Raw genomic sequence first — 23,263 nt, forward strand, 5'->3', positions numbered from 1 at the left:
ACAGGAAACAGATATGTCGGACTACACCTTCAACATGGGTCCCCTGCGTAGTGCGATCCATATTCAGCTTCACACCCACAACGCCACCCGACTGTGGACCGGGCGGCGGGCGACCGAGAACGGCCCTGCGCCAATCATCGGAATGCCGCGTTTTATCGAAATACTCAACCAGATGCGCATTGCCGCAGAACATAACGATCCTTACGCCGATCTGTGGATGCTGCGTATGGAAGAGAAACTGGTGCAGTCGCGTAAGTTGATGCAAGTGATGCTGGATCAGGCGAAAGCCATGTTCAGCAAATTGCCGGAAGGCATCGATATAGAAAACTGCTTCAACGTTCAGCCTGCCCGCTTTCCGCTGTTTATCAACGCCCCACTGGCCTATCAGGGTGTTTATCTGCTGACCGACTTCGACCAGCTCGCACGCCAGCTTCTGCTGGCCTCTCATATCGCCGTCATCTCCCGCAGGGAAATGCACAACCGGTTAAATAATGGCGCAACGGTTATCCGCAGCACCTTCGGTCTGGCGCAGAAGTATCACGGTTCCGGCCTGACTCGTCAGGACTTTATCGACGACACGCCGCAGGCCAGAGCCGCCGTTGAGCGTTTAGGCCCGCTACCAGAAGCGATACTGAGCGGCAAACTGCGATCATCATTTTCATCACCGCTACCAAGCAAGACCGAAAATCCCGGAGTTGCTGATGATGAATAACCCCATAACCGGCTATCAGTCGCTGGCTGATGAAGACTATAAAATGCTGGCTTATGTCTCCTCGCTAAAAGGCCTTTTAAAGCCTTTTAAGAGTAAGGGGGAGCTGGAGCTGCTGGAGAGCAACGCCCGAAGCGTGCGCGAGATGATGGAGCCGTTAATGCAGCGTCTAATCCAGAGCGCCAGACGCTACCCTGTGCGCCAGCTGCCGCTGATATTCACCATCGGCCCAGCCCCGTCCGGCGCAAACTTCCTGCGCTGGCGTAACCAGCAGAACAACAAATCCGGCACCCCAGCATTCAGCAATCTGATTGGCGATCCCAAAATTCCGCAGCGCGCCAGAGATGCCCTGCTGGAAATCGAGCGGGACCGCATCGTGTTCAATATGCAGATGTCGGTACTGACCTTCATTATCCGCCAGACGCGGGAGTGTCAGGAAAAGATGGGGCAGGCGGAAAAGCTATATCAGGGGCGGCAAAATAGCTGACGCAGAACATGAGTTGCAGCGCGACACCAGGCGGCTACGCGATTACCCTAACGCCATACCCAACAGCGCGACTTGTTTTGCCTATTCGCGCTCGTGACGCTTCCGTCGCGCAAAACAACCTCTACTCTTGTTCAGTATCATTCCGGGCGGATAGCCAGGCGACAGCCGTCTCGCTATCCGCCCGGACCGCCTGCATTTTTCCGGCGCCCACCGGATAACAACGGGATCCGTTTGTGCGCAAGCGCCAGTTATTGCGATTTACACTGCTGACAGAAATCGCGCGTAACCCTACGCGGCCAGTGCCCCTTCAGCCCGCTGCACCTTAACAGCCTCCGTGCGGAACACGATATTTAAGGTGCAGCAAACAGAATATCGCCTCGCAATTTCCCTTCCCCCTCGTTTAAATCCCCTTGCTTACCTGGTAGTCGGAACCTGCAAGCTACCCGCCGTCTGGCGTGGTTCCAAATCCTTTTAAGTGCGCAGCATCACACAGGCGCATCTCTTTCACCCGATGCACTCTGCATATCACTAAGCGCCGCGTTCAACCACGCGGGAGGATCCTATGAACGAGAAAACTTACTTTAATCTGTACACCAGCGGTCTGGGTTACGTTAACCGTGTCCGCACCGTCACCCCAAAACGCGGCGAACCCTTTTTATGCTGTGACATTGCCGCATTAAGCGGGGCTGCCGATGACGTGGACTATGTCCGCTTTGACTGCAAAGTCACCGGCAGCGAAGCGCGTAAGCTGATTGCCCGCTGCGAGCAGGCGGTCAATGAAAAGCGCAAGGTGCTGATCCACTTCCGGTTGGGCGACTTATACGTCGATATGTTCACCTACAGCAAAGGCGAGCGTAAAGGCGAAACGGGCGTCAGCCTGAAAGCCCGGCTGCTCTATATTGGCCTTGTCAAAATCGACGGGGAAGTCGTCTGGCAGGCCGGAAATCAGGAAGCAGAGGCAGAAGCTGATGCTGCCTGAATTTTCATTGTGACGCCCATTCCGGGCGTCTTTCTTTCACAACCGAAAAACAATTTCGCGTTGTCTGCCTTCTCACCATTGCGCACCCTCGGGTTATTCCTCACAAGATTAAGAGAGACAATGGCGCGAATAACAGGATGGGTTATCACATTATTGATGCTGGGCGGCTGCACCGCGCCCCGACAGCCCGTTGCGCCTGCACCAAAACCCGCAACACCACCACCCGCACCTGAAGTGGTGCGCTATGACCGTTACCTGCTGATTAACACCCGCTCCGACGATGCTCAGCGCAACCCGCTGCACCAAATCGTCAACATCAACCTGCCGCTAAACCTGAAGCTCACCGTTGGCGACGCCTTCACCTGGCTGCTGAAACAGAGCGGCTACAACCTGTGCGTCGATGACCATCCCACGCAGTTTCTGGCTGGCAAACCGCTGCCGCTTTCGCAATACCAGCTCGGCCCGATGCGGCTGGAAGAGGCACTGAAGACGCTGGCCGGGCCAGGCTGGCTGATGCAGATCGACGTACTGAACCGCGAAGTTTGTTTTCACCTGAACACGCCGGGAACGGGAGATCATCATGCTTAAACGTCTGGCTTACCTGATAGCAGGCAGCGCCCTCCTCCTGCTGGCGGCGGCGGTGTTCTGGTGTTTCAACCGCCTGAACACCCTGACGCTGACGCAGCAACAGACACAACGCCAGATAACACAGTGGCGCGACCAGCCGCAGCCGGACAGCGATTATCACGAGCTGAAGGTTGCCGTAAAAAACATCACCGATCGCACGGAAGCCCTTGCCAGACAGCTTAACGATGCCGCCAGCACTCTGGCCGAACGACTTCAGCCCATTAACGAACAGATCAAGGAGCTGGAGAAACAGGTCCAGACCCTGAACACCAGTTATCAACACCTGCAACAACAGACCGCCACGCGCAGCCGCGCAAAGGCAAAACGCCCCGTCCCATCTCCGCTTTGGGCCGCAAAGGCCCCTTTTTCTTTTATTGGCAGCGAGTTTCGCGCCGGGCAGCAGTTCGCCGTCATCGCCCCATCCGGCTATCGCTCGCTCTCACAGTTTCAGCTTGTTGCCCCCGGCGACAACGTGCAGGGCTGGCAACTGTTGCAACTGGACAGCGACCGCGCCATCTTCCGTAAAGGCGGGCAGCGGCTGACGCTGAATGCCGGAGGATAAACCGCAATGCGCAGATACCTGCTGCTGTGCCTTCTGCTACTGCCGCTGTTTGCCAGCCCGCAGCAAACCCGTATTGAAGAACAGGCCATCACTCACACGCAGGCGCAGCAGTGGGGGCTGACCGACAGCGAATGGCAGCGCTACCAGCAACTGCGTCAGGGCGAGCGCGGTATCTGGTCGCCGGGGCTCGATCCCCTCACCACCCTCGGCGTGGAGGCCAGCAGCGACGCCGAACGCCAGCGCTTCGCCGAGCTGCTGGCCCGTAAAGAACATCAGCGGGTGGAGAAAGAGCTGGCGTTCCAGCGTGCCTACGACCAGGCGTGGAAGCGGCTTTACCCGACGCTGACGCCCATCCGCAGCGTCGTCCAGCCACGACTGGCGCTGTTCGTCAGTGAAAAATGCCCGGCCTGCGAGACGCTGGCGCAGAAGCTTATCAACGATGACCGCCCGCTGGACATCTGGCTAGTCAACAGCCGTAACGACGATGCCAGCCTGCAACGCTGGGCGCAACGCCAGCATATTGATATGCGCAAGGTCGAACGCGGACAGATAACGCTTAATCACGATAACGGGCGCTGGCAACGCCTCGGCGGCGGAAAGCTGCCGCTATTGCTGGAACAACAGGGGGAGCAATGGCGTCCCGTCTCTGCTCCCTGATAGTCGGCCTGCTTATCAGTGCCCACGCCTGCGCCGTGCCGCCGCTGTATGCGCAAATCGCCCGCCAGCAACAGGTTCCGGCGGAACTGCTCTACGCGGTGGCCCGCGCGGAAAGCGGCACCCGACTCGCGCAGGGGCTGCATCCGTGGCCGTGGACGCTGAATATTGCCGGAACCGGCTACCGTTACCCCAGCCGTTCTTCAGCCTGCCGGGCATTGCTGGCCTTCGCCCGTACTCGCAGCCTGAAACGCATCGACGTCGGGCTGGGACAGATTAATCTCGGCTGGAACGGCCAGTGGTTTCCCTCGCTGTGCGCCAGTTTTGATCCGACGGACAATCTCACCGTCACCGCCCTGCTGCTGCGTCAGCACTACAATGCCTCCCCCGGAAGCTGGCTGGACGCTGCCGCCCGATACCACCATCCCGCCGGAGGCAAACCCGCCGCCGTTTACCGCCAGAAAATCAGCCAGCAAATCCGGCTGCTCTTCGCATCAGGGACGTCGCCATGAAACACCTTATTCCAGCCATGCTGCTGTTTACTGCCGCCGCGATTGCCGGACCTGCCGTTCCCATGCAGGCGCTGGATGAGGCCAGGTTACTGCCCGTCGTCACCCACACTCTGCATCCCGGTCAGCAACCGCGTCTGCCGCTCAGCCTGCCGGGAATGACGCCGCTGTTTTTAATCGGCGACGATCCACAGTCCACAGAATGGCTGCGCCAGCACCGGGACGTATTAAAAAACTTGCACGCCACCGGGCTGGTGGTGAACGTCACCACGCTGGCGCGGTTGAATGCCCTGCGGGCCATCGCACCCAAACTGACGCTGCTGCCCGTCAGCGCCGACGATATGGCAAAACATCTGCCCATCAGCGCGTATCCGGTACTCATCACCGACAAGGGGCTGGAACAATGAGGCTCGATTTCATCCTGCGCCCGGCGGTAGAGCTTTACAGCACCAGCGCGGCCCTGCTGGCGGCAGTATGGTGCGTGACGGCTCCGCAAACGCTGCTGCTGACGCCCTGTTCCGGCTGGCTACTGGCGCTGGCCTTGCTTGCACTGTCTGCCCTGCGGCTAAAGCAGGGGATTCGCATCCTGCGCTTTCGCCACCGCGTGCGCCATCTGCCGCTCTGGACGCTCTCTGCCAGCCGTATCCCGCTGTTACCCGACGCCCTGTTTCTTGGGCGCGGATTTCGCTGGCTACCCACGCATACCCAGCGGCTGTATCTGTGCCGTCTGCCACAATGTGAACACTGGCTCCGGACGGATCGCCCTTCTACCAGCGGCGGCGATCCGCTGCTGCATGGCGTGGAACTGCGAGAAGATCGCGTCACGTTGCCACTACGCGACCGACCCGGACATACGCTGGTGCTCGGCACCACTCGCGTAGGTAAAACTCGGCTGGCGGAACTGCTGATTGCCCAGGATATTCGCCGTGGCGACACGGTGATTGTTTTCGACCCCAAGGGCGATGCCGACCTGCTGCGTCGCGTCTGGGCGGAGGCGCACCGCGCCGGACGGGAAAGCGTCTTCTGGCTGTTCCATCTCGGCTGGCCGGAAATTTCCGCCCGCTACAACGCCGTCGGACGCTTTGGCCGCATCTCGGAAGTGGCCAGCCGAATTGCCGGACAGCTTTCCACTGAGGGCAATTCCGCCGCCTTCCGCGAGTTCGCGTGGCGCTTCGTCAACATCATCACCCGCGCCCTAGTGGCGCTGGGCCAGCGACCGGATTACGCTCGCATCGCCCGTCACGTTATCAATATCGACGAACTGTTTATCGACTACGCCCGTGTCTTCCTGCCCGGTCACGACCGCCAGGCATGGGACAACGTGGTACGGATTGCCGGTGGCATCACCGAAAAAAACACGCCGCGTAACCTTCAGGGCCGGGACAGCTACGTCGTCGCGCTGGAGCAGTACCTTTCCACCACCCGGCTGCATGACCCGATCCTCGACGGCCTACGTTCTGCCGTGCGCTACGACAAAACCTATTTCGATAAGATCGTCGCCTCGCTGCTGCCGCTGCTGGAAAAACTGACCACCGGGAAAATCGCGCAACTGCTGGCTCCGGACTACGGCGACCTCAACGATCCACGCCCGGTATTCGACTGGCAGCAGGCCATTCGCCAGCGGGCGATTGTCTATGTCGGGCTGGATGCGCTGTCCGATGCGGAGATTGCCGCCGCTGTTGGTAATTCAATGTTCGCCGATCTGGTCAGCGTCGCCGGACATATCTACAAGCACGGCGTGATGGATGGCCTACCGCAGACGGAAGAGAAAGCAGCAATCAACCTGCACTGCGATGAGTTCAGCGAACTGATGGGAGATGAATTTATTCCGTTGATCAACAAAGGCGGCGGTGCAAGCGTGCAGGTCACGGCCTACACCCAGACGCTCTCCGACATCGAAGCCCGCATCGGCGACCGCGCCAAAGCGGGCCAGGTGGTCGGCAACTTCAACAGCCTGATCATGATGCGGGTGCGGGAGACCGCCACCGCCGAACTGCTGACCAGACAACTGCCGCAGGTGGATGTGCTCAGCAACAGCGTCAGTTCCGGCGTCACCGACAGTGCCGACGCTCAGGGCAACATCGGGTTTTCCAGCAACACCCAGGATCGCGTGAGCAGCGTACAGGTGCCGCTACTGGAACCCGCCTCACTGGTCCAGCTCCCCAAAGGCCAGGCATTTGCTCTGCTGGAAGGTGGCCAGCTCTGGAAGCTACGCATCCCGTTACCGGATACCGCGCACGATCCGCTGATGCCGGAGAACATCGCGCAAATCGCCCGTTATATGGAAAAACAGTACGACAGCGCTCCCGTCTGGTGGAACCGCCCGGAGACAGTTGTAACGGCGAAAAATGACCCTATTTTATGGCTGAACGACAGCGAAACCACGGAGAAACTGACCGATGATACCCCGGACACACCGCCAGCTCGTGAGCGTTGAAGTGATGTGGCCTGCGCAAACGCTGCCTCTTCCCTTGCAACAGGCGTTAGAAGCGCTGACGCAGGGAGAGACGCCCGACCAGATTATCGTCCGCATGAATTTACAGGGCTTTCAGGCATGGCGCGAAGCTACATCACCGCAGGATGAACACGATATTTTTCAGGTTCGACTGGATGAGGCTCACGAGGCGCGATTCCTCTGCCGCTACGTCACGCGACCGCTGCACTGATGCCCGACCATGCTCCACAACCTGTGCGCCGCCCCGATCTACTCGGCTGGATCGCATTGCTACCCGGCGTGCTGGTTGGCTTTTGCCTCGGCGCATGGATGCTGGCGATAGCGCTGGAATGGCTGGGCGATGCATTTTTCTGGCGGAACACCTGCGCCAGCCACAGTGAGCAGGTATTGCAGGAGACATGGCAGTGGTGGCGGGACTTTGCTGGCGCACCGTTGTGGTTGTTGCAGGCTCTGACGCTTGTCAGCGATAAGTTGCAGCAAGGGATTGCGACGCTGGTTCATACGCTCAACGGCCAAAGTGGATTGTTCTGGACGGAAACCGTCACTACGGTGATCCGCTGCGAGTTACTGTCAGCGGGTAACGTCACCCTCACCTTTTTGCTGCGGCTGGCGATTCTGTTGCAGGCACTGCCGCTATTTGCGCTGATTATCGTCGTCGGGCTTATTGACGGGCTGGTAAGACGCGACTTACGGCGATTCGGCGCAGGTCATGAGTCCGGGTTTGTTTATCACCACGCCAGGCGTATGATTTCATCCAACTTGATAGCGACGGGACTGGTGTGGTTAGCGGTACCAATTTTCCTTGAGCCGGAGTATGTGCTGATACCAGGAGCTTTGGGAATTGGGCTGGCGTTATCAGCGACTCTAGGGGCGTTTAAAAAGCATTTATAACTTTACGTATAATATGCAATACAAATTAGAGGTAAAAATGAACAATCTTGATCCAAACAATATTGACCGACTACAAGCATTAATTAGCCTTAAAAGAAGATGCTTATATTGGGAGGAAATGTCTAAATATCATACCATTGGTACTTTTTTTTCTGATTTTAGCGATGAAATCGACTTACCATTGTTATTCATTATGAATGATGAGCTTACTAATTCAAATCACAGGATTGGCATAACCGAACTCATAAACAGCTGCGTAAAAAATAATAAATACTACCACTACTTAGAATTGAAACATGGTGATAACAGCATAGCATTAATTGAGAAAGATTTAAATGACATATACGTCTGGCAAGCTGACAAATTAATTCATATGCTCCTAACAAGATTTTTTATAAATATTTTCTCCGTATTTGAATACTGGACATGCAAAGCATACGATGCAATAAAGAACAAACATGCAAGCAAGAATACAAAACTAAAAAAACTAGAAGAACGACTTTTGAGATATGTAGAACTAACGCAAACTGGAAACACAGATGCTCTTAACGAGTTAAAGATGGAAATATTCACAAAGACAAATTCCTATGTATCATCAAGAGAAAAAATTGATTTCATTCTATCCAAAATAACTTATACGGGCCTTTCAGATAAAACTCAAAGAAGTAAAGCTACAGAACTTGTTCACTTCTTATTTTCACTTAGAAACACAATCCACAACATAGGTATAAATAAATCCGGCAATGATTATTCAATTGAAATCAACAACACAAAGGTTGAGTTAGAAAACAATTGTGGACCCAAGTTTTATAATTATGCAAAGTTCATAGACTCGCTACACTTGCTAATAGATTTATACTGTGATTTATTTATGTATCTTGGTGATGAATGTCCGGAGTTTCACCAAGTTGTGAACGAGTTTTAATTTAAAATCTCTTTATAAAAAGGAAGTTAGATGAACGACTATTCACTGCTTATTGGTAACGGCATCAATAATCTCTCCCACGGGTACTCTTGGAATGATGTACTAGAGAGTCTCAATGATAAATTTTCGATAAATGTTAATACACAAAACAAACCTTTTCCTCTAGCATATGAAGAAATTTACTTTAACATTCTCAAAGGTAACGGTAAAAACAATACAGAAAGTAGAGTTAAAGAATTTATTGCTGGAAAGATTGCAAAAATAAAACCTAATGCTATTCATCAGGCAATCACCAACCTCGAGTGCCAGAATATAATGACAACAAATTACGATCTTGCATTTGAGGATTCCATAATTCAGAAAACAGGGTCAACGCAGCTTCGCAATGCAGGAATCATCAAGGAGCAGCGCTACAACGTATTCAGGCATCATATATTAGGTAGCAAAAAAATCTGGCATATCCACGGTGACATTACTGTCCCTAACTCAATCACTCTTGGTTATGAGCACTACAGTGGCCACCTGCAAGGTATGAGGAACTATACAATCACCGGGAGCCATTATAAGAAGGAAGATTATGACCAAAAGCCATTAACCAGCAGACTCAAGAAAAAAACCATCACAACGGAATACAGCTGGATAGATAATTTTTTCCTCAGAGATATCTATATCATCGGGTTAACTTTGGATTTTATGGAAATAGATCTTTGGTGGTTGTTAACTTCCAGAGAAAGAAATAGATTTCTAAAAAAATCAGAAATAAGCATAAATAATAACATCACTTATTACTTACCTTCCTGTTTTCTCGACTCATCTCAATGCCCAGAGGAAAATATCAAACGCCTCCTTGTCAAGGTAGAACTCCTCGAAAGCGTTGGCGTACATATCAATTCGAATTTTGGTAGTGATTTCACACAATCCAAAGTGAAGGAGGAAGCATTTTACCTATCAGTGATAGCGGATATTCATAGCAGACATCCATAAAAATTTTAGTCACGCAATAATCAATTCCCCCTTTATGCCAACCAGCAAAATTTGCATCCTGAAAAGCAACTGTTTCAGGATGCAGATATGAAAAGATTTTTTATTTCGTTCTTTATTATATTATCAGGTATATGTTCTGCCCTTGCTTCCCCCCTCACCGAGCGCGAAGAGCTAACCCTGTCTCTCAACCAGCTTAACCAAATCGAAGCCTCGCTCCACCGCGCCCAGCAAAGCGCCAGAACCGGCATCAACGAGCGTTACTACTTCGACTATCCGCGCATCCACGGCGATATCACAACTCTGCGTAGCGGGATTGAACATTACCTCACCCCTGCCCGCGCTCAGCCGCGAGATACAGCGACGCTGTTCGGACAATATCGTGAGGAAAAAGCCACGCCATGACCCCTGAACAAATCAGCGCTTTCCAGGCTGCCAGTCTGGTGAAGCCCGATGCTGTCAGCCTGGTGACGCTCGGCCTGTTCAGCGCCTTCCTGCTGCTGTGGGTGGTCTGGGTGCTGAATGATGCCTACCGGGGTGTGGCAACCGCACGGGTAAGCTGGCGAATGCTGGGCAGCATCGGCGGACGAACAATTTTACTGCTGCTGGTCAGCTTCTGGCTGGTACTGAGTTAGCGGATTTCAGGAGGCAAAATGAAAAAACGCATCTTCAGATGGCTGCCGTGGTTCCCGGCTCTGCCTGCATATGCCGATCTGCCAGAGATGGAAGATCCTTCACGCGGTCAGGGCGACGGCATCATGGAGACGTTGCAGAACTACGGCTATGACATCGTGATCCTGATGACGCTGGGCATATGTGCCGTGGGCTTTCTGGTGGTCGCCAACAACTGCATCGCCACCTACTCCGAAATTCAGGGCGGGCGTAAGCAGTGGAAAGATTTGGGTGCAATGGCGGGCGTCGGTGCGGTTCTGTTGGTGATCACCATCTGGTTGCTCAACCAGGCCTCGGACATCCTGTAAGCCATGAGCACTATCCCCTTTCTCCCGGAACGGTTAAACCGCGAGCCTGCGGTGTTTCGCGGCCTGACGGTCAACGAGCTGCTGATAGCGCTGCTTGTCGGGCTGGCTACCGGCTCAATCACTGGAACCATTCCGGCGATACTGTGGCGCAACTGGAGCCTTATCCCCGGCTGCGCCCTGCCCGGCGGTGCGCTGGCGATCCTCTGCGGCGGGCGCTGGCTGGCACGACTAAAACGCGGACGCCCGGAGAGCTGGCTGTACCGGGCACTGGAGCTGAAACTGGCCCGCATCGGTATCGGCACTCAGCGTTTTGTCCTGCACGATGGCGTCTGGGCCATTCGCAGGAGCCGACGATGAGCGCCTTTAAGCACGCGCTGGCCGCGCGGGATGCGCATATCCGCACCCTGCATATTGCGCTGGTCGCGTTATTCCTGCTGGCATCAGGCATGGGATTCGGCTGGTACAGCGCCCCACGCCAGCTCACGGTGTACCTGCCGCCGGATCTCCGCGCCGCCAGTCAGCGTCCGTGGTGGGAAGTGCCGCCCGCCACGGTGTACGCCTTTGCGTTTTCGGTGTTTCAGCAGATCAACCGTTGGCCGACCAACGGTGAGGCCGATTATCCCCGTAACCTCAGCGCCCTGCGGGCTTACCTTACCCCCGGTTGCTACAGCCAGATTGACCGGGAATTTCGCCAGCGTCTGCAAAACGGCGAACTGCGCGACCGGGTACGCGGCGTGTATGAAATCCCCGGTCGGGGATTCAGCGATAAGCAGGTGCAGATCCTCGACCGCGACAACTGGATTGTGACGCTGGACCTGACCGTCGATGAGTATTTCCACTCCGAACCCGTCAAGCGAGCGATGGTTCGATATCCCATCAAAGTGCTGCGCTACAACATCGATCAGCAGAAAAATCCGTGGGGGCTGGCGCTGGACTGCTTCTCCTCGCCGCCGCAGAAACTGGAGGCGGCTAAACCATGAATGTCCGCCCACTGCTGATCCTGCTGATTGCCCTCCCCTTGCACGCCGTCGAACTGGTGAAATGGGAGCGTATCCCGCTGCCGGTGACGCTGAACATCGGGCAGGAGCGGATCATCTTTGTGGACCGCAATGTCCGGGTGGGTTATCCCGCCGCTCTGGAGGGCAAGTTGCGCATTCAGAGCAGCAACGGCACGTTGTACCTGCTTGCCAGCCAGCCGTTTGCCGCCACCCGGTTACAGCTTCAGGACACAGAAAACGGCGAGCTGATTTTGCTGGATGTCTCCGCCAGCAAGGGCGAGCGCATCCGTGAGCCGATGCGCATTGTCCGCGAAGAGAAAAAAACGACTGACGCGAAGCCCGATGCAGTTCCTCAATCCTTACCCTCCACGCCGCTTCCGGTGGCGCTCACCCGCTATGCCGCGCAGATACTGTATGCCCCGCTACGCACCGTGGAACCTTTGCCGGGCGTGCAGCCCGAAGGCGTGCGGCTGGCAAAAACCATCACCACCCTGCTACCCGCGCTACCCGTCAGCGCCATACCGATCGGCGGCTGGAAGCTGGATCCTTATCATCTGGCGGCGATCCGGCTTCAGAATAAGAGCACCACCCGGCTGGAACTCGATCCGCGCCAGCTTCAGGGGCGGTTTTACGCCGCCTCCTTCCAGCATCGCTGGCTGGGGCCTGCGGGCAGTGCCGAAGACACCACCGTGCTCTATCTCATCACCCGCAATCATCGTCCTGAACAGGCGATCCTGCCGGAACCTGTGCCGGAGAAGAAAAAATGAAACTCCAGGCCAATATCCTGCTGCGTGTTCTGACGCCGCTCATCCTGCTGGCGGGCAGCGTCCTGCTGTTTCATGCCTGCCAGGACCGCAAAACCACACCGTCAAAATCCTCTGAGCCTGCTACGCCCCTCAGTCAGGACGAGCTGAAAGCTCTGGGGATTGAGGGCGACACGCCCGCCGATACCGTTGCCATGCTGGTCGGCCAGATGAAACTCTGGCGCAAGGAACTGGAAACGGTAAAGGCCAGCAACGCCGCTCTGTTGCAGGAAAACCAGCGCCTGCGTGAACGCGAACAGAATACCGACAGCCGCATTAATGAGGCCATTAACCGCCAGCAGACCAGTACCTCACAGCAGCAAAACGAATTGCTCAGCTCATTACAGACGCAGATCCAGCAGCTTAAGGGCAACAGAACAACGGACGATTCGCTGGCTGGGCTGGGCATTGATGAACCGGAAGCGGTTTCCGGCAAACCACTGCGCTGGATAGCCCCCGCCGATGCTCTGCCAACCGATAAAAATGGTCGTCCTCTGCAACCAGCGCTGGCCTTTCCTTCCTCGATGCAGAACACCGCACCACAGCCAGAAACACCACCGCCCGTCGTCGTCAAACCGGTCTACACTCTGCCGCAGAACAGCACATTAATCGGCTCGGTGGCGATGACTGCGTTGCTGGGGCACATTCCGCTTAACGGCAGCGTCACCGATCCTTATCCGTTCAAGGTGCTGATTGGCCGCGATAACCTCACCGCCAACGGTATCGAGTTGCCCGATATTGAAGGCGCGGTGATCTCTGGCAGCGCCACCGGCGACTGGACGCTCTCCTGCGTGCGCGGCAGCTTAACGTCAATCACCTTTGTCTTTCGCGACGGCACGGTGCGCACGCTACCCGCCGAAGGTGATAAAACCGGAAACGGCGCGGAAGGCAATATCGGCTGGCTGTCCGACCCTCACGGCCTGCCCTGTATCCCCGGCGAACGGAAATCCAACGCCGCCGAATATATCGGCTCGCAGTTCCTGCTGGCCGGATCGTCCGCCGCCGCGCAGGCGCTGGCGAACAACCAGACGACCTCCACCGTGGAAGACGGTTCCATCACTACCGCGCTGACGGGCGACAGCGGGCAGTACGTGCTCGGCCAGGCGCTGGGCGGCGGTCTGAAAGAGAGCGCCGACTGGTTTAAACAACGCTACGGCCAGATGTTCGATGCCATCTACGTGCCACCCGGTCAGGCCGTTGCCATACACATCACCCGCCAGCTCGCCATCGACTACGAACCTGACGGACGGCGGGTGAACTACCGCACGGCGGGCGATCGCACTGGAGACTTGGACTGATGCGTATCCTGATATTGCTGTTATCGCTGCTTCTAAGCGCCTGTAGCACAGACCAGAAAACGCTGCTGCCGGTGGATGAAAATACCACCATGCTGAATATCTGGGGTAGACAGAACAGCGATGCGCAGGCGCTGTACGACGCACGATCGGTGCTGCGTCGCCCGCTGGATGGCACCACGATGACCGCGCAACAACAGCAGACCACACGCAGCGACGACAATGCCACGCAGGCGCTGTTCCGGCGACTGCCAAACCCGGACCTAGAGATGTATATCTTCCCTCATCTGGCAGGCAGCGAAGGCGTCCCGGTGCCTGGCTATACCACCATCTTCCCCTTCTATAACCGGGTGCAATACGCCCTGCCCGGCGAGCGAACCGATCCACTGTGATGATGCGTAGCGGCACGCTGACTGAACGAACAGTGGACAGCCTGTACCAGAAAGGTGCATCGTTCGTCGATTTTCTGCCGTGGGTGGAGTATCAGCCGGAAAGCAAAACGCTGCTGCTGGATGACGGGCGCTCGGTCGGCGCCGTGTATGACATCACGCCTTTCGGCACCGAAGGTCGTTCCCCGGCTCGGCTGGAAGAGTTACGCGATATCCTGAAGGATGCAATCCAGGACAGCTTCACGGAATACGACCGCCATCCGTGGGTGGTGCAGTTTTACTGCCAGGATGAGGACGATACCGCAAGCTGGCTGGCCGCACTGCATGACTACGCCGTACCGGAAGCACGGAACTCTGATTTTACCCACGCCTGGCTGAATGAGATGGAACGCCACCTGCACGCCGTTTCCCGTCCGGAAGGCTACTTCATGGACGATGCCGTCAGCCATACCCGCTGGCGTGCTCAGCAACGCCATACCCGGATGGTGGTCTACCGCTGGCTACCCACCAAACCCCGCGATCCGCTGGAAGACTCGCCGGAAGAAGCATTGAACACCGTTTGTGAACGGATGGTCTCCGCGCTGGCGGGCGCGGGTATTCACGCCCGCAGGCTGGAATGTGAGGCCATTCGCCACTGGCTGTTGCGCTGGTTTAATCCCGCCCCGCAGATGGCCGACTCGCCCCGGCAGTTCTGGCAACAGATGGCGCAGCAGGATGACACACCGGAGTTGAACGACTTTGCCGAGAGCCTGCTGTGTAGCGAACCACGCTCACAGGCCGCGCAGGGAACATGGCTGTTCGACCAGCGTCCACATAAAGTTATCGTGCTGGACAGGCTGCGCAAACCGCCCACCGTCGGCCATATGACAGGAGAGTCTGCACGCGGCGACGGCATTAACGCACTGTTCGACCTGCTGCCGGAAGGGGTGATTATGGCGTTGACGATTGTCGTCTGGCCGCAGGACCGGCTGGAAGAACATTTAAGCCGCCTCAGCGACCGCGCCATCGGCGAGAACGTCGAATCGGAGTACACCAAAAAAGACTGTCAGGAGGTGCGCCACTGGCTGAAGGACGGCCACAAACTCTACCGCAGCGCGCTGGCGTTTTACCTCTCCGCCCCGGATAACAGCGAACTGACCAAGCGCGTGCGCAGCCTGAACAGCCTGCTGCTGAATGCGGGTATGGTTCCGGTACAGGAGAATGACGAACTCGCTCCACTCAGCTCATGGCTACGCTGGCTGCCGATGTGCTTCGACCCGGCGCGGGATAAGCGCCAGCTCTATACCCGCTTCAGCTTTGTGCAGCATCTCGCCAACCTGCTGCCGCTGTTTGGCCGCGAGAGCGGCACCGGGCATCCGGGCGTCAGCTATTTCAACCGGGGCGGCGGGATGCTGTGCTGGGACCCGCTTAACCGCGAGGACCGCGCCCAGAACGGCCACCTGTTGCTGCTCGGCCCGACCGGCGCGGGCAAATCCGCCACCCTGAACGCCAAAATCGCGCAACTGATGGCGCTGCACCGCCCGCGTCTGTTTATCGTCGAGGCAGGCAACTCGTTCGGGCTGATGGCCGATTACGCCCGCGAACATGGGCTGACGGTGAATAAAATCAGTCTGAAGCCCGGCTCCGGCATCACGTTGCCGCTGTTTGCCGATGCGTGGAAACTGGCGGAAAGTGATGCGCCTTCAGCAGAACCGGATGATGACGATCCCGAAGACGCCAATAACGAGCAGCGCGATCTGCTGGGAGAGATGGAGATTACAGCCCGACTGATGATCACCGGTGGCGAGCTAAAAGAAGACGCCCGCCTGACTCGCTCAGACCGGGCGCTGATCCGCGAAGCGATTCTGCACGCGGCCCGGCTCACCGACCGCGAACAAAGACAGACGCTGACCCAGGATATCCGCGATGCCCTGTTCACGCTGGCACAGGATGCAGCGCTACCGGAATCCCGCCGTAACCGGTTGTGGGAGATGGGCGAAGCGATGAATATGTTCTGCTCCGGGTTTGAAGGCGAACTGTTCAACCGCGAGGGCGAGGCGTGGCCGGAAGCGGATATCACTCTGGTGGATCTGGCGATGTTTGCCCGCGAAGGCTACGAAGCGCAGCTGGCGATCGCCTATATCTCGCTGATTAACCATATCAACAACCTCGGTGAGCGTGACCAGCATCTTTCCCGGCCCATCGTCAATATTACCGACGAGGCACATATCATCACCGTCAACCCGCTGCTGGCGCGGTTTCTGACTAAGGGTTCGAAGATGTGGCGCAAGCTGGGGATCTGGCTATGGCTGGCAACACAGAACCTGAGCGACTTCCCAGATGACGCAAAGAAGCTACTCAATATGATCGAGTGGTGGGAGCTGCTGGTGATGCCACCCGAAGAAGTGGAACAGGTCAGTCGCTTTAAATCCCTGACGCCGGAACAGCGCCAGCTCCTGCTCAGCGCCACTAAGGCGCCGGGGAAATACACCGAAGGCGTGGTGCTTTCGCCACGCGTGGAAGCGCTGTTCCGCGTGGTCTCTCCTGCCCTGTGGCTGGCGCTGGGGATGACGGAGAAGCACGAAAAGGCAGAGCGGATGCGGATTATGAGGGAGTTTGGGTGTAGTGAGCTGGAGGCGGCGATGAGGGTGGCGGAGAGGTGTTGTTTCAATGATTGAGTGGGCAGCTCGAATCGGGTATTGTTTTATCCAAATGGCAATTAGATCAGATGGGAAGCTTTGCTCCAAAAGAGGGGCATGACTCAATGTATTAATCATTGAGAAAGAGGACTTCCCTTGAGTGCTATAAGCAGATATTGCTAACATTAGCCTGTATTAATCAACGGTGAAAAATTCAATGGTTGAGATTTACTTAGATGATATAGATGTCGATGATATAAAACATATCCTACAGTCAGATGTTATTGAGGTATTTATTCCTTTAGAGAGTGTTGGTTTCTCAAGCTCATATTTTGACTTGTGCGATGACTATCTTGAGGCTATATGGGCAGGAGAACGATTGGCAAGCACTTGTCAACACGCCCGGGCAGTCTCATATTACAATAGTGAAAATCATAAATCGTTCATTAAATTATCTTTAACAAAACCAAACGAAAAATTTCATGAAGCACTAAGGGATTGTATAATCCTTTATAAACAATATGATGGCAGTCTTTATAGTGAACCTCCCTTAGAATACAGTAAAATCATAGATGCAGTAATCTCTATAGAAAATGATCTAGATAATTTTAATATAAAGGTGCCTGCCTTGCATGATTTTTATTATGCAAATTTAATAGGAGGTAAATATTTTGAGATGATGTCTGATGTTCCAGATGAATATCGAAGTGAAATAAATAAGTATCCTGAGAGAGCTTTGGGTTTCTGGAAGAGCGCTTACAGTAGCAAGATTGGTGATAGATGTTATACATCACCAGATGCTTGGATTTTACCAAATACTGTTGATATAAATAACTTTTTTAAAGTTACCGAGCAAAACTACAATTTTGAAAGTTTTATACCCTCTAGCATTGTAGTGTTAAAAGGGGTCTCTTACACTACCTCTGATGTCATCATTTCTTATTTCCCAATGAATCATTACTTTAAATCTAAAGTTTGTAGTAGTATTGAGTTGTCAAGAGATGAATATAGGTGGCCACCAGATCCATTTGATTGGTCTAACTCTACATTTACTTATTCGCCCTATAATAATTTTTTGAGGGAGCTGATAGACCATGATAGTAGCTTACTCTCCCAAAAACCGACTCATGAGCAATGTTATGTTGATCCAAACGGAACTTTAGTAATAGTTGATGACGGTAATTTTTACCATCTCCTTTACGATACCGCTGAGTTGAAATTATCTCAGATAAAAAACTTTAACGAAACATTAGGTGAAGTCCTTTTATCTACCGGCATTAATATAGGTTTTTCCGCTGGGTTAACATATAATTGGTCCGAAATTGATGACGAGCAATTTGAACAGCTTTGCTATGATATAATCTATAGCCATCCACGTTTTAATAATGAAACGATCAGAAAATTAGGTAAGTCTCGTTCACGTGATGGAGGTAGAGATATACAAGTATATGATATTCCTACCGAACGATTAATGGAGCCCAAAAAATGGATTTTCCAGTGTAAATTGGTCACCGGAGCAGGATCACTTTCTGCAACGAAACTTACAGATGTTGGTGATATGCTAGATTCTTACGATGTCGAAGGGTTTGGTGTTTTTACTAACACTATAATCGACGCAACTCTTTATGACAAACTTGATAAAGTATGTTCAAAAAGGAATGTAGAACAACTCAATTTCTCCGCCCTTGAAATTGAGAAAGAATTAATAAGGAAGCCATATATAAGGATGAAGTATTTCAAATAGCTTAACTCTTCCTATATATCCAGAGCAGTTAGCTAGGCCGCACTGCCCACGCGGCCTATAGATACACAAGAGAATAAATAATGCCGTAAGTGGCATTGAAGAAAGTGGAAACGATGATATTTTATATCCCGTCGCAAGATGAATCTCTATGTGTTCAACAGGCAGTGGACAAAATCCTCTGATGCTCTCGTCTGAGCTAGTGTACCCATCTCTCAATCGTGATAGAACCGTCATTCATCGATTCACGGTGTCTAAGTAACTCTTCTCAACAATCAGCTGTGCACTTTAAACATGCATGGTAAGATTTAGCGAATTGACTATAGTCAAAGCATATTTTTCAGTAAACCTTTTCCACCTTTCGACAAGAGCTCCGCGATTAATCTTGTACGCTACATGTAGCTTTTTTCCATGATACTTTACATACTCTTTATCTTGGATCTGTGGAGCAAAGTAAATAACGAACGAATCCGGATCGATTGCAAATAAATCCAGATCGTAAAGAGTATGCATATCACAACGCAATAATAGTCCATTACTTATATGGTTATGTGTATCATTTTTGTATGCGGTGATATGTGCAGCTTCGAGGATATCAATGATTTCACAACCACTTATTGCACATTTTGCTGCTTGGGATATCAGAGTGTCGCGAAAAGTTTTTTGCCCACGCCTTTGCTTAATTTGCCGTAGAATAACCTTTCGCTGATCATCTACATCGAGAGGAATATCATCAATGTCCGCTTCAGTAGAATCCAACTGAATGACATTACAAAATAGACTTTTTGCCCATTCAAAATCAACTTCTTGAATTGAACTTTGAACGTTGTAGCGCGGTGTATGAGATATTAAATCTATTATGGAGATAGAATTAATGGGCATGTAGTTTTGCTTATATTCAGCTTTAAATTCAAATGCAGGAACGTCTTCTACTTTAGGCTGTTCAAATTCATGTCCATTGCTGCAGCGCCACTTTGGTTTTTTAGATTTCCGAAGGATTAACTTTGCTGGCGTGCAATTTTCATATGGGCATCGGTTACGAGCTTTTATGTATGGGGCTGAAGATAAATTGGTTATAACTGATATACCCTGAACATTTTTTCTATCAGTTACTATGACAATATCTCCTTTTTTGACTTGCTTATGGTTTGGCACAAAGTTGTCATATCGATAAAAACTAGTTGAGTCATCTTGATAACCGTTATTCCCGAAGTACCGGAGATCATCCTGACCTACTGCTTTAAAAGACCATGCTTTCTGACTCATCTGCTTGATTCCATCATCAAAGTAACAGTTGAATCATAAAGCAATAATAGCGTGCTGGGAACATAGTACAACGTTTAGGCTTCAGTAGCACAACGAGATCTCAGCGTCCTCCTCTCGTTCAAAGCAGACTGTCAAGCCGGATGGTGACTATAAGAAATACAGATTCCAAAACAGGGACAATCGTCTACGCTTTATCTAACCGTTCCTGCGGAATCCTCCATTTCATCAAACGCTCAGCCGCCTTATCTACCGACAAGAACTGCCGAGCCAGTTGTAAGCGCTCCATAATCTTTAACCTTTGTTGCTCATCAAAATCCACCGCATCCAACTCTGCTTCACGAAAAAACTGCTCTATACGCTTATCTTCTGCCCACTGCACCATAATAGCTTCCAGTTCGGCTAAGCTGGCGTTGTATGCCTCTTTTTCCCTTCTGACCCGCTCCTTTTCCCGATATCTCTTTTCATCCAGTTCCCACTGGATTCGCCGTTCTTCTGCTTTAATTCTGGCTTCTTCCTGCTGCTTCTTTATCAACGGAACAGCATCACGCATCGCGGAAATGATTTTCGGGATCTGGCTTATAAGCCCGCACTGTTTTGTCTGGCGAAACTCAGCCTGCCAGTTAGTTGACGAGTATGGCGAGTAGAGCTGTAGAAAGAATCGTCCGGTAGGTAAGGCATGTTTAATGACATAGCGAAATGGCTTGTCATACTTCCCCCTCATCCAGCGGATCATCGTTTCATCGCGGATATACCGGCCATTAACCTCTTTTGCCGGAACATATTCCGTCATTTCAGCAAGGCTAAAGGCGAACAGCATATCCCCAACACAGATAATACTGGCTGAACAAGGGCGCCATAAACTGTCATAGCGCAAACCTCCCTCTTTTGGGTCTTCTTTGATATCTATGCCCTGACAATGAAATCCTTCATTTCCTTCAGCTAACCTTACCCAATAACCTTGCTTTCCCAGTGCAGCAAAGAACCGACTCAGAAAATCGATAGCACTGTTGAATCCCGTTTCTGAAACATTCAGATCGAGTAGCTTCTTTTTCGTTGGTTTGTAGTAGCCATCTTTTGTGACAGAAGAGACGGGAAGGTAAGTTTTGAGATCATCGATCAGTGCATAACCACTACCCGCTGTTCTTGTTCGCTTTCGCGGTGCTGGCGCTGCTACTTTCGATGATATTTTTGTGGGAGGAGGAATGGCCTGGCTGGTTTTTCTGGGGGATTTTTCTACCTTGCCACTCTTCAAATCAGGCAAAGCAGGTACCGCCGGTGCAGTTCCTTTCGCCAGAGCTTTCCAGTATCCAGCGAGCGGCCTGGGTATCCGTAATTCAGCGCATCGTTTTGTCAGTTGCTCTTTGCTGATGTTATAGAGAGAAGCGATTCTCTCCGCTGGCTCGCGCCAGACAAGACGGTAAAGTTCTTCCCTGTCGTCAGGTAACGCTTGAGTGACATTAGTTTGCAGACTTTCTGACATGGCATTCTCCCTTTGCGAGAGACATTATCAGAGAAGCTGGCTTGCAATTGATTGAATCAAATCACTTAAACTAAAAAATACTGCAACTAAATTTGCCCTTTATAGTGCTTATACAATTTTAGAACTTCATCTGCAAAACCATCATCTACAGTATAAAAATAACACTCAGGTACATTCAAAACGCGAGCAAATTCGCATACAAGTTCAAAAGTTGGCTTATGCGTTCCATTTTCATAATGTGACAAACGGGAATAGGCCGTAGCTTCTTCGATACCAGCAAGTACGCCTAGTTTCTCTTGAGTAAGTTTTGCACGTAAACGCGCTTCTTTAAGCCTTTTAGGAATCATGCCGCTTATCCAAACATGGGTTTACGGCAATCTTTAGCATTACTCAAGAAATCTTATCTTTAGAGTTCATAAAGATAGGTTCTGACTTCATAAGCAAAAGAACTAACTAGGTTCACTTACTGGTTTTTTCCACTGCACGATTTCGCCTGCGTAGAGCTTTAGCATCGCTTCGGCAAAGCTATCATCAAGCGTGTAAAAATAACCTTCCGGAACATTGAGCACCCTTGCCAACTGGCAAACCAATTCAAATTTTGGTCGATGCCTTCCATGCTCATAATGCGAAATTCTTGAGGACCCCGTTTCTTCAGAAACACCCGCGGCAGCGGCGAGATCTTCTTGGGACATGTCAGCCAACTCTCTCGCAATTCTAAGACGCTTCGGAATCATAACCTTGTCCTGTTAATGGTTATATTGACAGCATCTTTAGCATTCCTTAAGATGGGTTATCTTTAGACTTCCTAAAGTCAAAGAGATAAAGGTCACGGTTTGTCGTAGTTCTCTGGATGAGGGAATAAGAATGACTAAACAAGACTGGCACCCAGCCGACATCATCGCCGCCCTGCATAAGCGCGGCACCAGTATGGCAGCGGTCTCGCGGGAAGCGGGGCTGGCCTCCTCCACGCTGGCGAATGCGCTTTCGCGTCCTTGGCCCAAAGGCGAGTGGCTGATTGCTCGCGCACTCAACGTTCACCCGGCAAAAATCTGGCCTAGCCGTTATGAGGAAGAAGGCGAACTGCGACAACCGAAAAATCCGCTCCCCGTCAGGTGCAGGTTATGATTATTTCCGACTCCAGCCTCCACAGTATCTCTACACCAGCTCAGGTTCAGCAGGCCGCTATACCACCGCCAGCGGAAATGCCGTTTCTTTCTGCCCCGGTTCATAACCACACCGCTTTTCACTATACCCTATTTACCCGCCACGCCCTGCTGCGCCCTATCGCTCGTGAAACAGGAAGCAAAATCTATCTACAGGAAGAACCCATCTGCGGTTTTTGGTATCTCAACCATGGCGTCATTGGCCTGCACCACACATTAAAAAACGGCAAAGAGCTGCTGGTCCGCGCCTGCCAGCAAGGTGAATGGTTTGGTTATCTGGGGCTGTTTGGTACGGAGTTCTATCACTGCCATGCCTGCGTTTTGCAGACCGCATCGCTGTGCCACGTTATTCCACATTCCAACAGCGAGTTCCTGCATCATTACCCGCAGTTTGCTCATTTCCTGCTAAACCAGGTGGTGGCGAATCTGTCCGATGCGGAGCATCGCATGAGCTGGATCACCCGCTATCGCACCCGCCACCGGGTTCTGAGTAGCCTCTGGTATCTGACGAGTTATTTTTCCGGCTATGACTGGACGTGGCGTGAAGTGGCCGAGTTTGCGGGATGTGAGACAGAAACCGCTTTACGGTTCAGTAAGGAATTAAGACAGGCCGGAATACTGGATGACTCACAGCGCCGCTTGCACGTATGTCACCCAGAACAACTGGTGGCACTACTTGCTGGCACCCATAATTAGCCCGCTCTTTTGAACGCATATACTGATCAAATATCCAGAACAAATCGTTTCATCT

General features: G+C 52.7%; 29 protein-coding genes. 25 read left to right on the forward strand and 4 right to left on the reverse strand.

Annotated elements, in window-relative coordinates; genetic code table 11:
- Window positions 1–13: 13 nt before the first annotated feature.
- The 23 genes from P349_RS13230 (at window position 14) to P349_RS13120 (ending at window position 18,606) form a co-directional block, all read left to right on the forward strand.
- Window positions 14–712, forward strand: coding sequence for a PFL_4669 family integrating conjugative element protein (locus P349_RS13230; RefSeq protein ID WP_032650007.1), 699 nt, complete (start codon window positions 14–16; stop codon window positions 710–712).
- Window positions 702–1,196, forward strand: coding sequence for a DUF3158 family protein (locus P349_RS13225; RefSeq protein WP_032650009.1), 495 nt, complete (start codon window positions 702–704; stop codon window positions 1,194–1,196). Before P349_RS13230 ends, P349_RS13225 begins: the two co-directional genes overlap by 11 nt.
- A 562-nt stretch (window positions 1,197–1,758) precedes the next feature.
- Complete coding sequence (locus P349_RS13220; protein WP_023202284.1) at window positions 1,759–2,175, forward strand: STY4534 family ICE replication protein; 417 nt, start codon at window positions 1,759–1,761, stop codon at window positions 2,173–2,175.
- A gap of 120 nt (window positions 2,176–2,295) precedes the next feature.
- A complete protein-coding gene (gene pilL2, locus P349_RS13215; protein WP_032650013.1) occupies window positions 2,296–2,763 on the forward strand; it encodes a PFGI-1 class ICE element type IV pilus protein PilL2 in 468 nt (155 codons plus the stop codon).
- Window positions 2,756–3,364 (forward strand): hypothetical protein, encoded by a 609-nt coding sequence (locus tag P349_RS13210; protein ID WP_032650014.1) that lies wholly within the window; start codon window positions 2,756–2,758, stop codon window positions 3,362–3,364. Before pilL2 ends, P349_RS13210 begins: the two co-directional genes overlap by 8 nt.
- Window positions 3,365–3,370: 6 nt before the next feature.
- Window positions 3,371–4,021: a TIGR03759 family integrating conjugative element protein gene (locus P349_RS13205; RefSeq protein WP_032650015.1), complete on the forward strand. Its 651-nt coding sequence runs from the start codon at window positions 3,371–3,373 to the stop codon at window positions 4,019–4,021.
- Window positions 3,997–4,530 (forward strand): transglycosylase SLT domain-containing protein, encoded by a 534-nt coding sequence (locus P349_RS13200; protein ID WP_032650017.1) that lies wholly within the window; start codon window positions 3,997–3,999, stop codon window positions 4,528–4,530. Before P349_RS13205 ends, P349_RS13200 begins: the two co-directional genes overlap by 25 nt.
- Window positions 4,527–4,934 carry an integrating conjugative element protein gene (locus P349_RS13195; RefSeq protein ID WP_050597492.1) on the forward strand — a complete coding sequence of 136 codons (408 nt, stop codon included), beginning with the start codon at window positions 4,527–4,529 and terminating at the stop codon, window positions 4,932–4,934. Before P349_RS13200 ends, P349_RS13195 begins: the two co-directional genes overlap by 4 nt.
- Window positions 4,931–6,964: a type IV conjugative transfer system coupling protein TraD gene (gene traD, locus P349_RS13190; RefSeq protein WP_032650019.1), complete on the forward strand. Its 2,034-nt coding sequence runs from the start codon at window positions 4,931–4,933 to the stop codon at window positions 6,962–6,964. Before P349_RS13195 ends, traD begins: the two co-directional genes overlap by 4 nt.
- Window positions 6,927–7,193: a hypothetical protein gene (locus P349_RS13185; RefSeq protein ID WP_032650021.1), complete on the forward strand. Its 267-nt coding sequence runs from the start codon at window positions 6,927–6,929 to the stop codon at window positions 7,191–7,193. The genes traD and P349_RS13185 overlap by 38 nt, the downstream gene beginning before the upstream one ends.
- Window positions 7,193–7,873 (forward strand): TIGR03747 family integrating conjugative element membrane protein, encoded by a 681-nt coding sequence (locus tag P349_RS13180; RefSeq protein ID WP_032650022.1) that lies wholly within the window; start codon window positions 7,193–7,195, stop codon window positions 7,871–7,873. Before P349_RS13185 ends, P349_RS13180 begins: the two co-directional genes overlap by 1 nt.
- Window positions 7,874–7,910: 37 nt before the next feature.
- Window positions 7,911–8,798: a hypothetical protein gene (locus tag P349_RS13175; protein ID WP_152540085.1), complete on the forward strand. Its 888-nt coding sequence runs from the start codon at window positions 7,911–7,913 to the stop codon at window positions 8,796–8,798.
- Between the two features lie 30 nt (window positions 8,799–8,828).
- Window positions 8,829–9,782, forward strand: coding sequence for an SIR2 family protein (locus P349_RS13170; RefSeq protein WP_032650025.1), 954 nt, complete (start codon window positions 8,829–8,831; stop codon window positions 9,780–9,782).
- A gap of 87 nt (window positions 9,783–9,869) precedes the next feature.
- The gene (locus P349_RS13165; protein WP_032650027.1) at window positions 9,870–10,184 is read left to right on the forward strand and encodes an integrative conjugative element protein, RAQPRD family; all 315 of its coding nucleotides are present in this window, start codon (window positions 9,870–9,872) and stop codon (window positions 10,182–10,184) included.
- A complete protein-coding gene (locus P349_RS13160) occupies window positions 10,181–10,414 on the forward strand; it encodes a TIGR03758 family integrating conjugative element protein (protein ID WP_032650028.1) in 234 nt (77 codons plus the stop codon). The genes P349_RS13165 and P349_RS13160 overlap by 4 nt, the downstream gene beginning before the upstream one ends.
- An 18-nt stretch (window positions 10,415–10,432) precedes the next feature.
- On the forward strand, window positions 10,433–10,759 hold the full coding sequence (locus P349_RS13155) for a TIGR03745 family integrating conjugative element membrane protein (protein ID WP_032650030.1): 327 nt from the start codon (window positions 10,433–10,435) through the stop codon (window positions 10,757–10,759).
- A 3-nt stretch (window positions 10,760–10,762) separates the two neighbouring features.
- Entirely contained in the window at window positions 10,763–11,116 is a 354-nt protein-coding gene (locus P349_RS13150) for a TIGR03750 family conjugal transfer protein (RefSeq protein WP_032650032.1), read from the forward strand.
- Complete coding sequence (locus P349_RS13145) at window positions 11,113–11,739, forward strand: PFL_4703 family integrating conjugative element protein (protein WP_032650033.1); 627 nt, start codon at window positions 11,113–11,115, stop codon at window positions 11,737–11,739. The genes P349_RS13150 and P349_RS13145 overlap by 4 nt, the downstream gene beginning before the upstream one ends.
- On the forward strand, window positions 11,736–12,524 hold the full coding sequence (locus P349_RS13140; protein WP_032650035.1) for a TIGR03749 family integrating conjugative element protein: 789 nt from the start codon (window positions 11,736–11,738) through the stop codon (window positions 12,522–12,524). Before P349_RS13145 ends, P349_RS13140 begins: the two co-directional genes overlap by 4 nt.
- The gene (locus tag P349_RS13135; protein WP_032650037.1) at window positions 12,521–13,858 is read left to right on the forward strand and encodes a TIGR03752 family integrating conjugative element protein; all 1,338 of its coding nucleotides are present in this window, start codon (window positions 12,521–12,523) and stop codon (window positions 13,856–13,858) included. Before P349_RS13140 ends, P349_RS13135 begins: the two co-directional genes overlap by 4 nt.
- A complete protein-coding gene (locus P349_RS13130) occupies window positions 13,858–14,247 on the forward strand; it encodes a TIGR03751 family conjugal transfer lipoprotein (RefSeq protein WP_032650039.1) in 390 nt (129 codons plus the stop codon). The genes P349_RS13135 and P349_RS13130 overlap by 1 nt, the downstream gene beginning before the upstream one ends.
- On the forward strand, window positions 14,247–16,901 hold the full coding sequence (locus tag P349_RS13125) for a conjugative transfer ATPase (RefSeq protein ID WP_032650041.1): 2,655 nt from the start codon (window positions 14,247–14,249) through the stop codon (window positions 16,899–16,901). The genes P349_RS13130 and P349_RS13125 overlap by 1 nt, the downstream gene beginning before the upstream one ends.
- Before the next feature lie 178 nt (window positions 16,902–17,079).
- On the forward strand, window positions 17,080–18,606 hold the full coding sequence (locus P349_RS13120; protein WP_032650042.1) for a hypothetical protein: 1,527 nt from the start codon (window positions 17,080–17,082) through the stop codon (window positions 18,604–18,606).
- A gap of 285 nt (window positions 18,607–18,891) precedes the next feature.
- Here the strand turns inward: P349_RS13120 and P349_RS13115 are convergent, their stop codons facing one another.
- The 4 genes from P349_RS13115 to P349_RS13105 form a co-directional block, all read right to left on the reverse strand.
- Window positions 18,892–19,869, reverse strand: coding sequence for an HNH endonuclease (locus tag P349_RS13115; RefSeq protein WP_032650044.1), 978 nt, complete (start codon window positions 19,867–19,869; stop codon window positions 18,892–18,894).
- Between the two features lie 184 nt (window positions 19,870–20,053).
- Window positions 20,054–21,349 (reverse strand): hypothetical protein, encoded by a 1,296-nt coding sequence (locus tag P349_RS13110; protein WP_032650046.1) that lies wholly within the window; start codon window positions 21,347–21,349, stop codon window positions 20,054–20,056.
- Between the two features lie 86 nt (window positions 21,350–21,435).
- Complete coding sequence (locus P349_RS25395) at window positions 21,436–21,696, reverse strand: helix-turn-helix domain-containing protein (protein ID WP_000612444.1); 261 nt, start codon at window positions 21,694–21,696, stop codon at window positions 21,436–21,438.
- A gap of 102 nt (window positions 21,697–21,798) precedes the next feature.
- Complete coding sequence (locus tag P349_RS13105) at window positions 21,799–22,083, reverse strand: helix-turn-helix transcriptional regulator (RefSeq protein ID WP_000612445.1); 285 nt, start codon at window positions 22,081–22,083, stop codon at window positions 21,799–21,801.
- Window positions 22,084–22,213: 130 nt separating this feature from the next.
- On the opposite strand from P349_RS13105, the gene P349_RS13100 reads away from it, so the two are divergent.
- Window positions 22,214–22,474 (forward strand): helix-turn-helix domain-containing protein, encoded by a 261-nt coding sequence (locus P349_RS13100; protein WP_000165917.1) that lies wholly within the window; start codon window positions 22,214–22,216, stop codon window positions 22,472–22,474.
- Complete coding sequence (locus tag P349_RS13095; RefSeq protein ID WP_032650049.1) at window positions 22,471–23,208, forward strand: Crp/Fnr family transcriptional regulator; 738 nt, start codon at window positions 22,471–22,473, stop codon at window positions 23,206–23,208. The genes P349_RS13100 and P349_RS13095 overlap by 4 nt, the downstream gene beginning before the upstream one ends.
- Window positions 23,209–23,263 lie beyond the last annotated feature (55 nt).

It is taken from the genome of Enterobacter sp. DC4 (genome assembly GCF_000568095.1).
Taxonomy (GTDB): domain Bacteria; phylum Pseudomonadota; class Gammaproteobacteria; order Enterobacterales; family Enterobacteriaceae; genus Enterobacter; species Enterobacter pseudoroggenkampii.

What these genes read in the sequence shown, in the direction of transcription:
- P349_RS13210 (WP_032650014.1), top strand. Translation starts at nt 2,756, where the DNA reads ATGCTTAAACGTCTGGCTTACCTGATAGCAGGCAGCGCCCTCCTCCTG.
- P349_RS13185 (WP_032650021.1), top strand. Translation starts at nt 6,927, where the DNA reads ATGATACCCCGGACACACCGCCAGCTCGTGAGCGTTGAAGTGATGTGG.
- P349_RS13205 (WP_032650015.1), top strand. Translation starts at nt 3,371, where the DNA reads ATGCGCAGATACCTGCTGCTGTGCCTTCTGCTACTGCCGCTGTTTGCC.
- P349_RS13140 (WP_032650035.1), top strand. Translation starts at nt 11,736, where the DNA reads ATGAATGTCCGCCCACTGCTGATCCTGCTGATTGCCCTCCCCTTGCAC.
- P349_RS25395 (WP_000612444.1), bottom strand. Translation starts at nt 21,696, where the DNA reads ATGATTCCTAAAAGGCTTAAAGAAGCGCGTTTACGTGCAAAACTTACT.
- P349_RS13115 (WP_032650044.1), bottom strand. Translation starts at nt 19,869, where the DNA reads ATGAGTCAGAAAGCATGGTCTTTTAAAGCAGTAGGTCAGGATGATCTC.
- P349_RS13170 (WP_032650025.1), top strand. Translation starts at nt 8,829, where the DNA reads ATGAACGACTATTCACTGCTTATTGGTAACGGCATCAATAATCTCTCC.
- traD (WP_032650019.1), top strand. Translation starts at nt 4,931, where the DNA reads ATGAGGCTCGATTTCATCCTGCGCCCGGCGGTAGAGCTTTACAGCACC.
- P349_RS13200 (WP_032650017.1), top strand. Translation starts at nt 3,997, where the DNA reads ATGGCGTCCCGTCTCTGCTCCCTGATAGTCGGCCTGCTTATCAGTGCC.
- P349_RS13110 (WP_032650046.1), bottom strand. Translation starts at nt 21,349, where the DNA reads ATGTCAGAAAGTCTGCAAACTAATGTCACTCAAGCGTTACCTGACGAC.
- P349_RS13230 (WP_032650007.1), top strand. Translation starts at nt 14, where the DNA reads ATGTCGGACTACACCTTCAACATGGGTCCCCTGCGTAGTGCGATCCAT.
- P349_RS13180 (WP_032650022.1), top strand. Translation starts at nt 7,193, where the DNA reads ATGCCCGACCATGCTCCACAACCTGTGCGCCGCCCCGATCTACTCGGC.
- P349_RS13135 (WP_032650037.1), top strand. Translation starts at nt 12,521, where the DNA reads ATGAAACTCCAGGCCAATATCCTGCTGCGTGTTCTGACGCCGCTCATC.
- P349_RS13220 (WP_023202284.1), top strand. Translation starts at nt 1,759, where the DNA reads ATGAACGAGAAAACTTACTTTAATCTGTACACCAGCGGTCTGGGTTAC.
- P349_RS13150 (WP_032650032.1), top strand. Translation starts at nt 10,763, where the DNA reads ATGAGCACTATCCCCTTTCTCCCGGAACGGTTAAACCGCGAGCCTGCG.
- P349_RS13160 (WP_032650028.1), top strand. Translation starts at nt 10,181, where the DNA reads ATGACCCCTGAACAAATCAGCGCTTTCCAGGCTGCCAGTCTGGTGAAG.
- P349_RS13105 (WP_000612445.1), bottom strand. Translation starts at nt 22,083, where the DNA reads ATGATTCCGAAGCGTCTTAGAATTGCGAGAGAGTTGGCTGACATGTCC.
- P349_RS13130 (WP_032650039.1), top strand. Translation starts at nt 13,858, where the DNA reads ATGCGTATCCTGATATTGCTGTTATCGCTGCTTCTAAGCGCCTGTAGC.
- P349_RS13165 (WP_032650027.1), top strand. Translation starts at nt 9,870, where the DNA reads ATGAAAAGATTTTTTATTTCGTTCTTTATTATATTATCAGGTATATGT.
- P349_RS13145 (WP_032650033.1), top strand. Translation starts at nt 11,113, where the DNA reads ATGAGCGCCTTTAAGCACGCGCTGGCCGCGCGGGATGCGCATATCCGC.
- P349_RS13120 (WP_032650042.1), top strand. Translation starts at nt 17,080, where the DNA reads ATGGTTGAGATTTACTTAGATGATATAGATGTCGATGATATAAAACAT.
- P349_RS13225 (WP_032650009.1), top strand. Translation starts at nt 702, where the DNA reads ATGATGAATAACCCCATAACCGGCTATCAGTCGCTGGCTGATGAAGAC.
- P349_RS13125 (WP_032650041.1), top strand. Translation starts at nt 14,247, where the DNA reads ATGATGCGTAGCGGCACGCTGACTGAACGAACAGTGGACAGCCTGTAC.
- P349_RS13100 (WP_000165917.1), top strand. Translation starts at nt 22,214, where the DNA reads ATGACTAAACAAGACTGGCACCCAGCCGACATCATCGCCGCCCTGCAT.
- P349_RS13175 (WP_152540085.1), top strand. Translation starts at nt 7,911, where the DNA reads ATGAACAATCTTGATCCAAACAATATTGACCGACTACAAGCATTAATT.
- P349_RS13095 (WP_032650049.1), top strand. Translation starts at nt 22,471, where the DNA reads ATGATTATTTCCGACTCCAGCCTCCACAGTATCTCTACACCAGCTCAG.
- pilL2 (WP_032650013.1), top strand. Translation starts at nt 2,296, where the DNA reads ATGGCGCGAATAACAGGATGGGTTATCACATTATTGATGCTGGGCGGC.
- P349_RS13155 (WP_032650030.1), top strand. Translation starts at nt 10,433, where the DNA reads ATGAAAAAACGCATCTTCAGATGGCTGCCGTGGTTCCCGGCTCTGCCT.
- P349_RS13195 (WP_050597492.1), top strand. Translation starts at nt 4,527, where the DNA reads ATGAAACACCTTATTCCAGCCATGCTGCTGTTTACTGCCGCCGCGATT.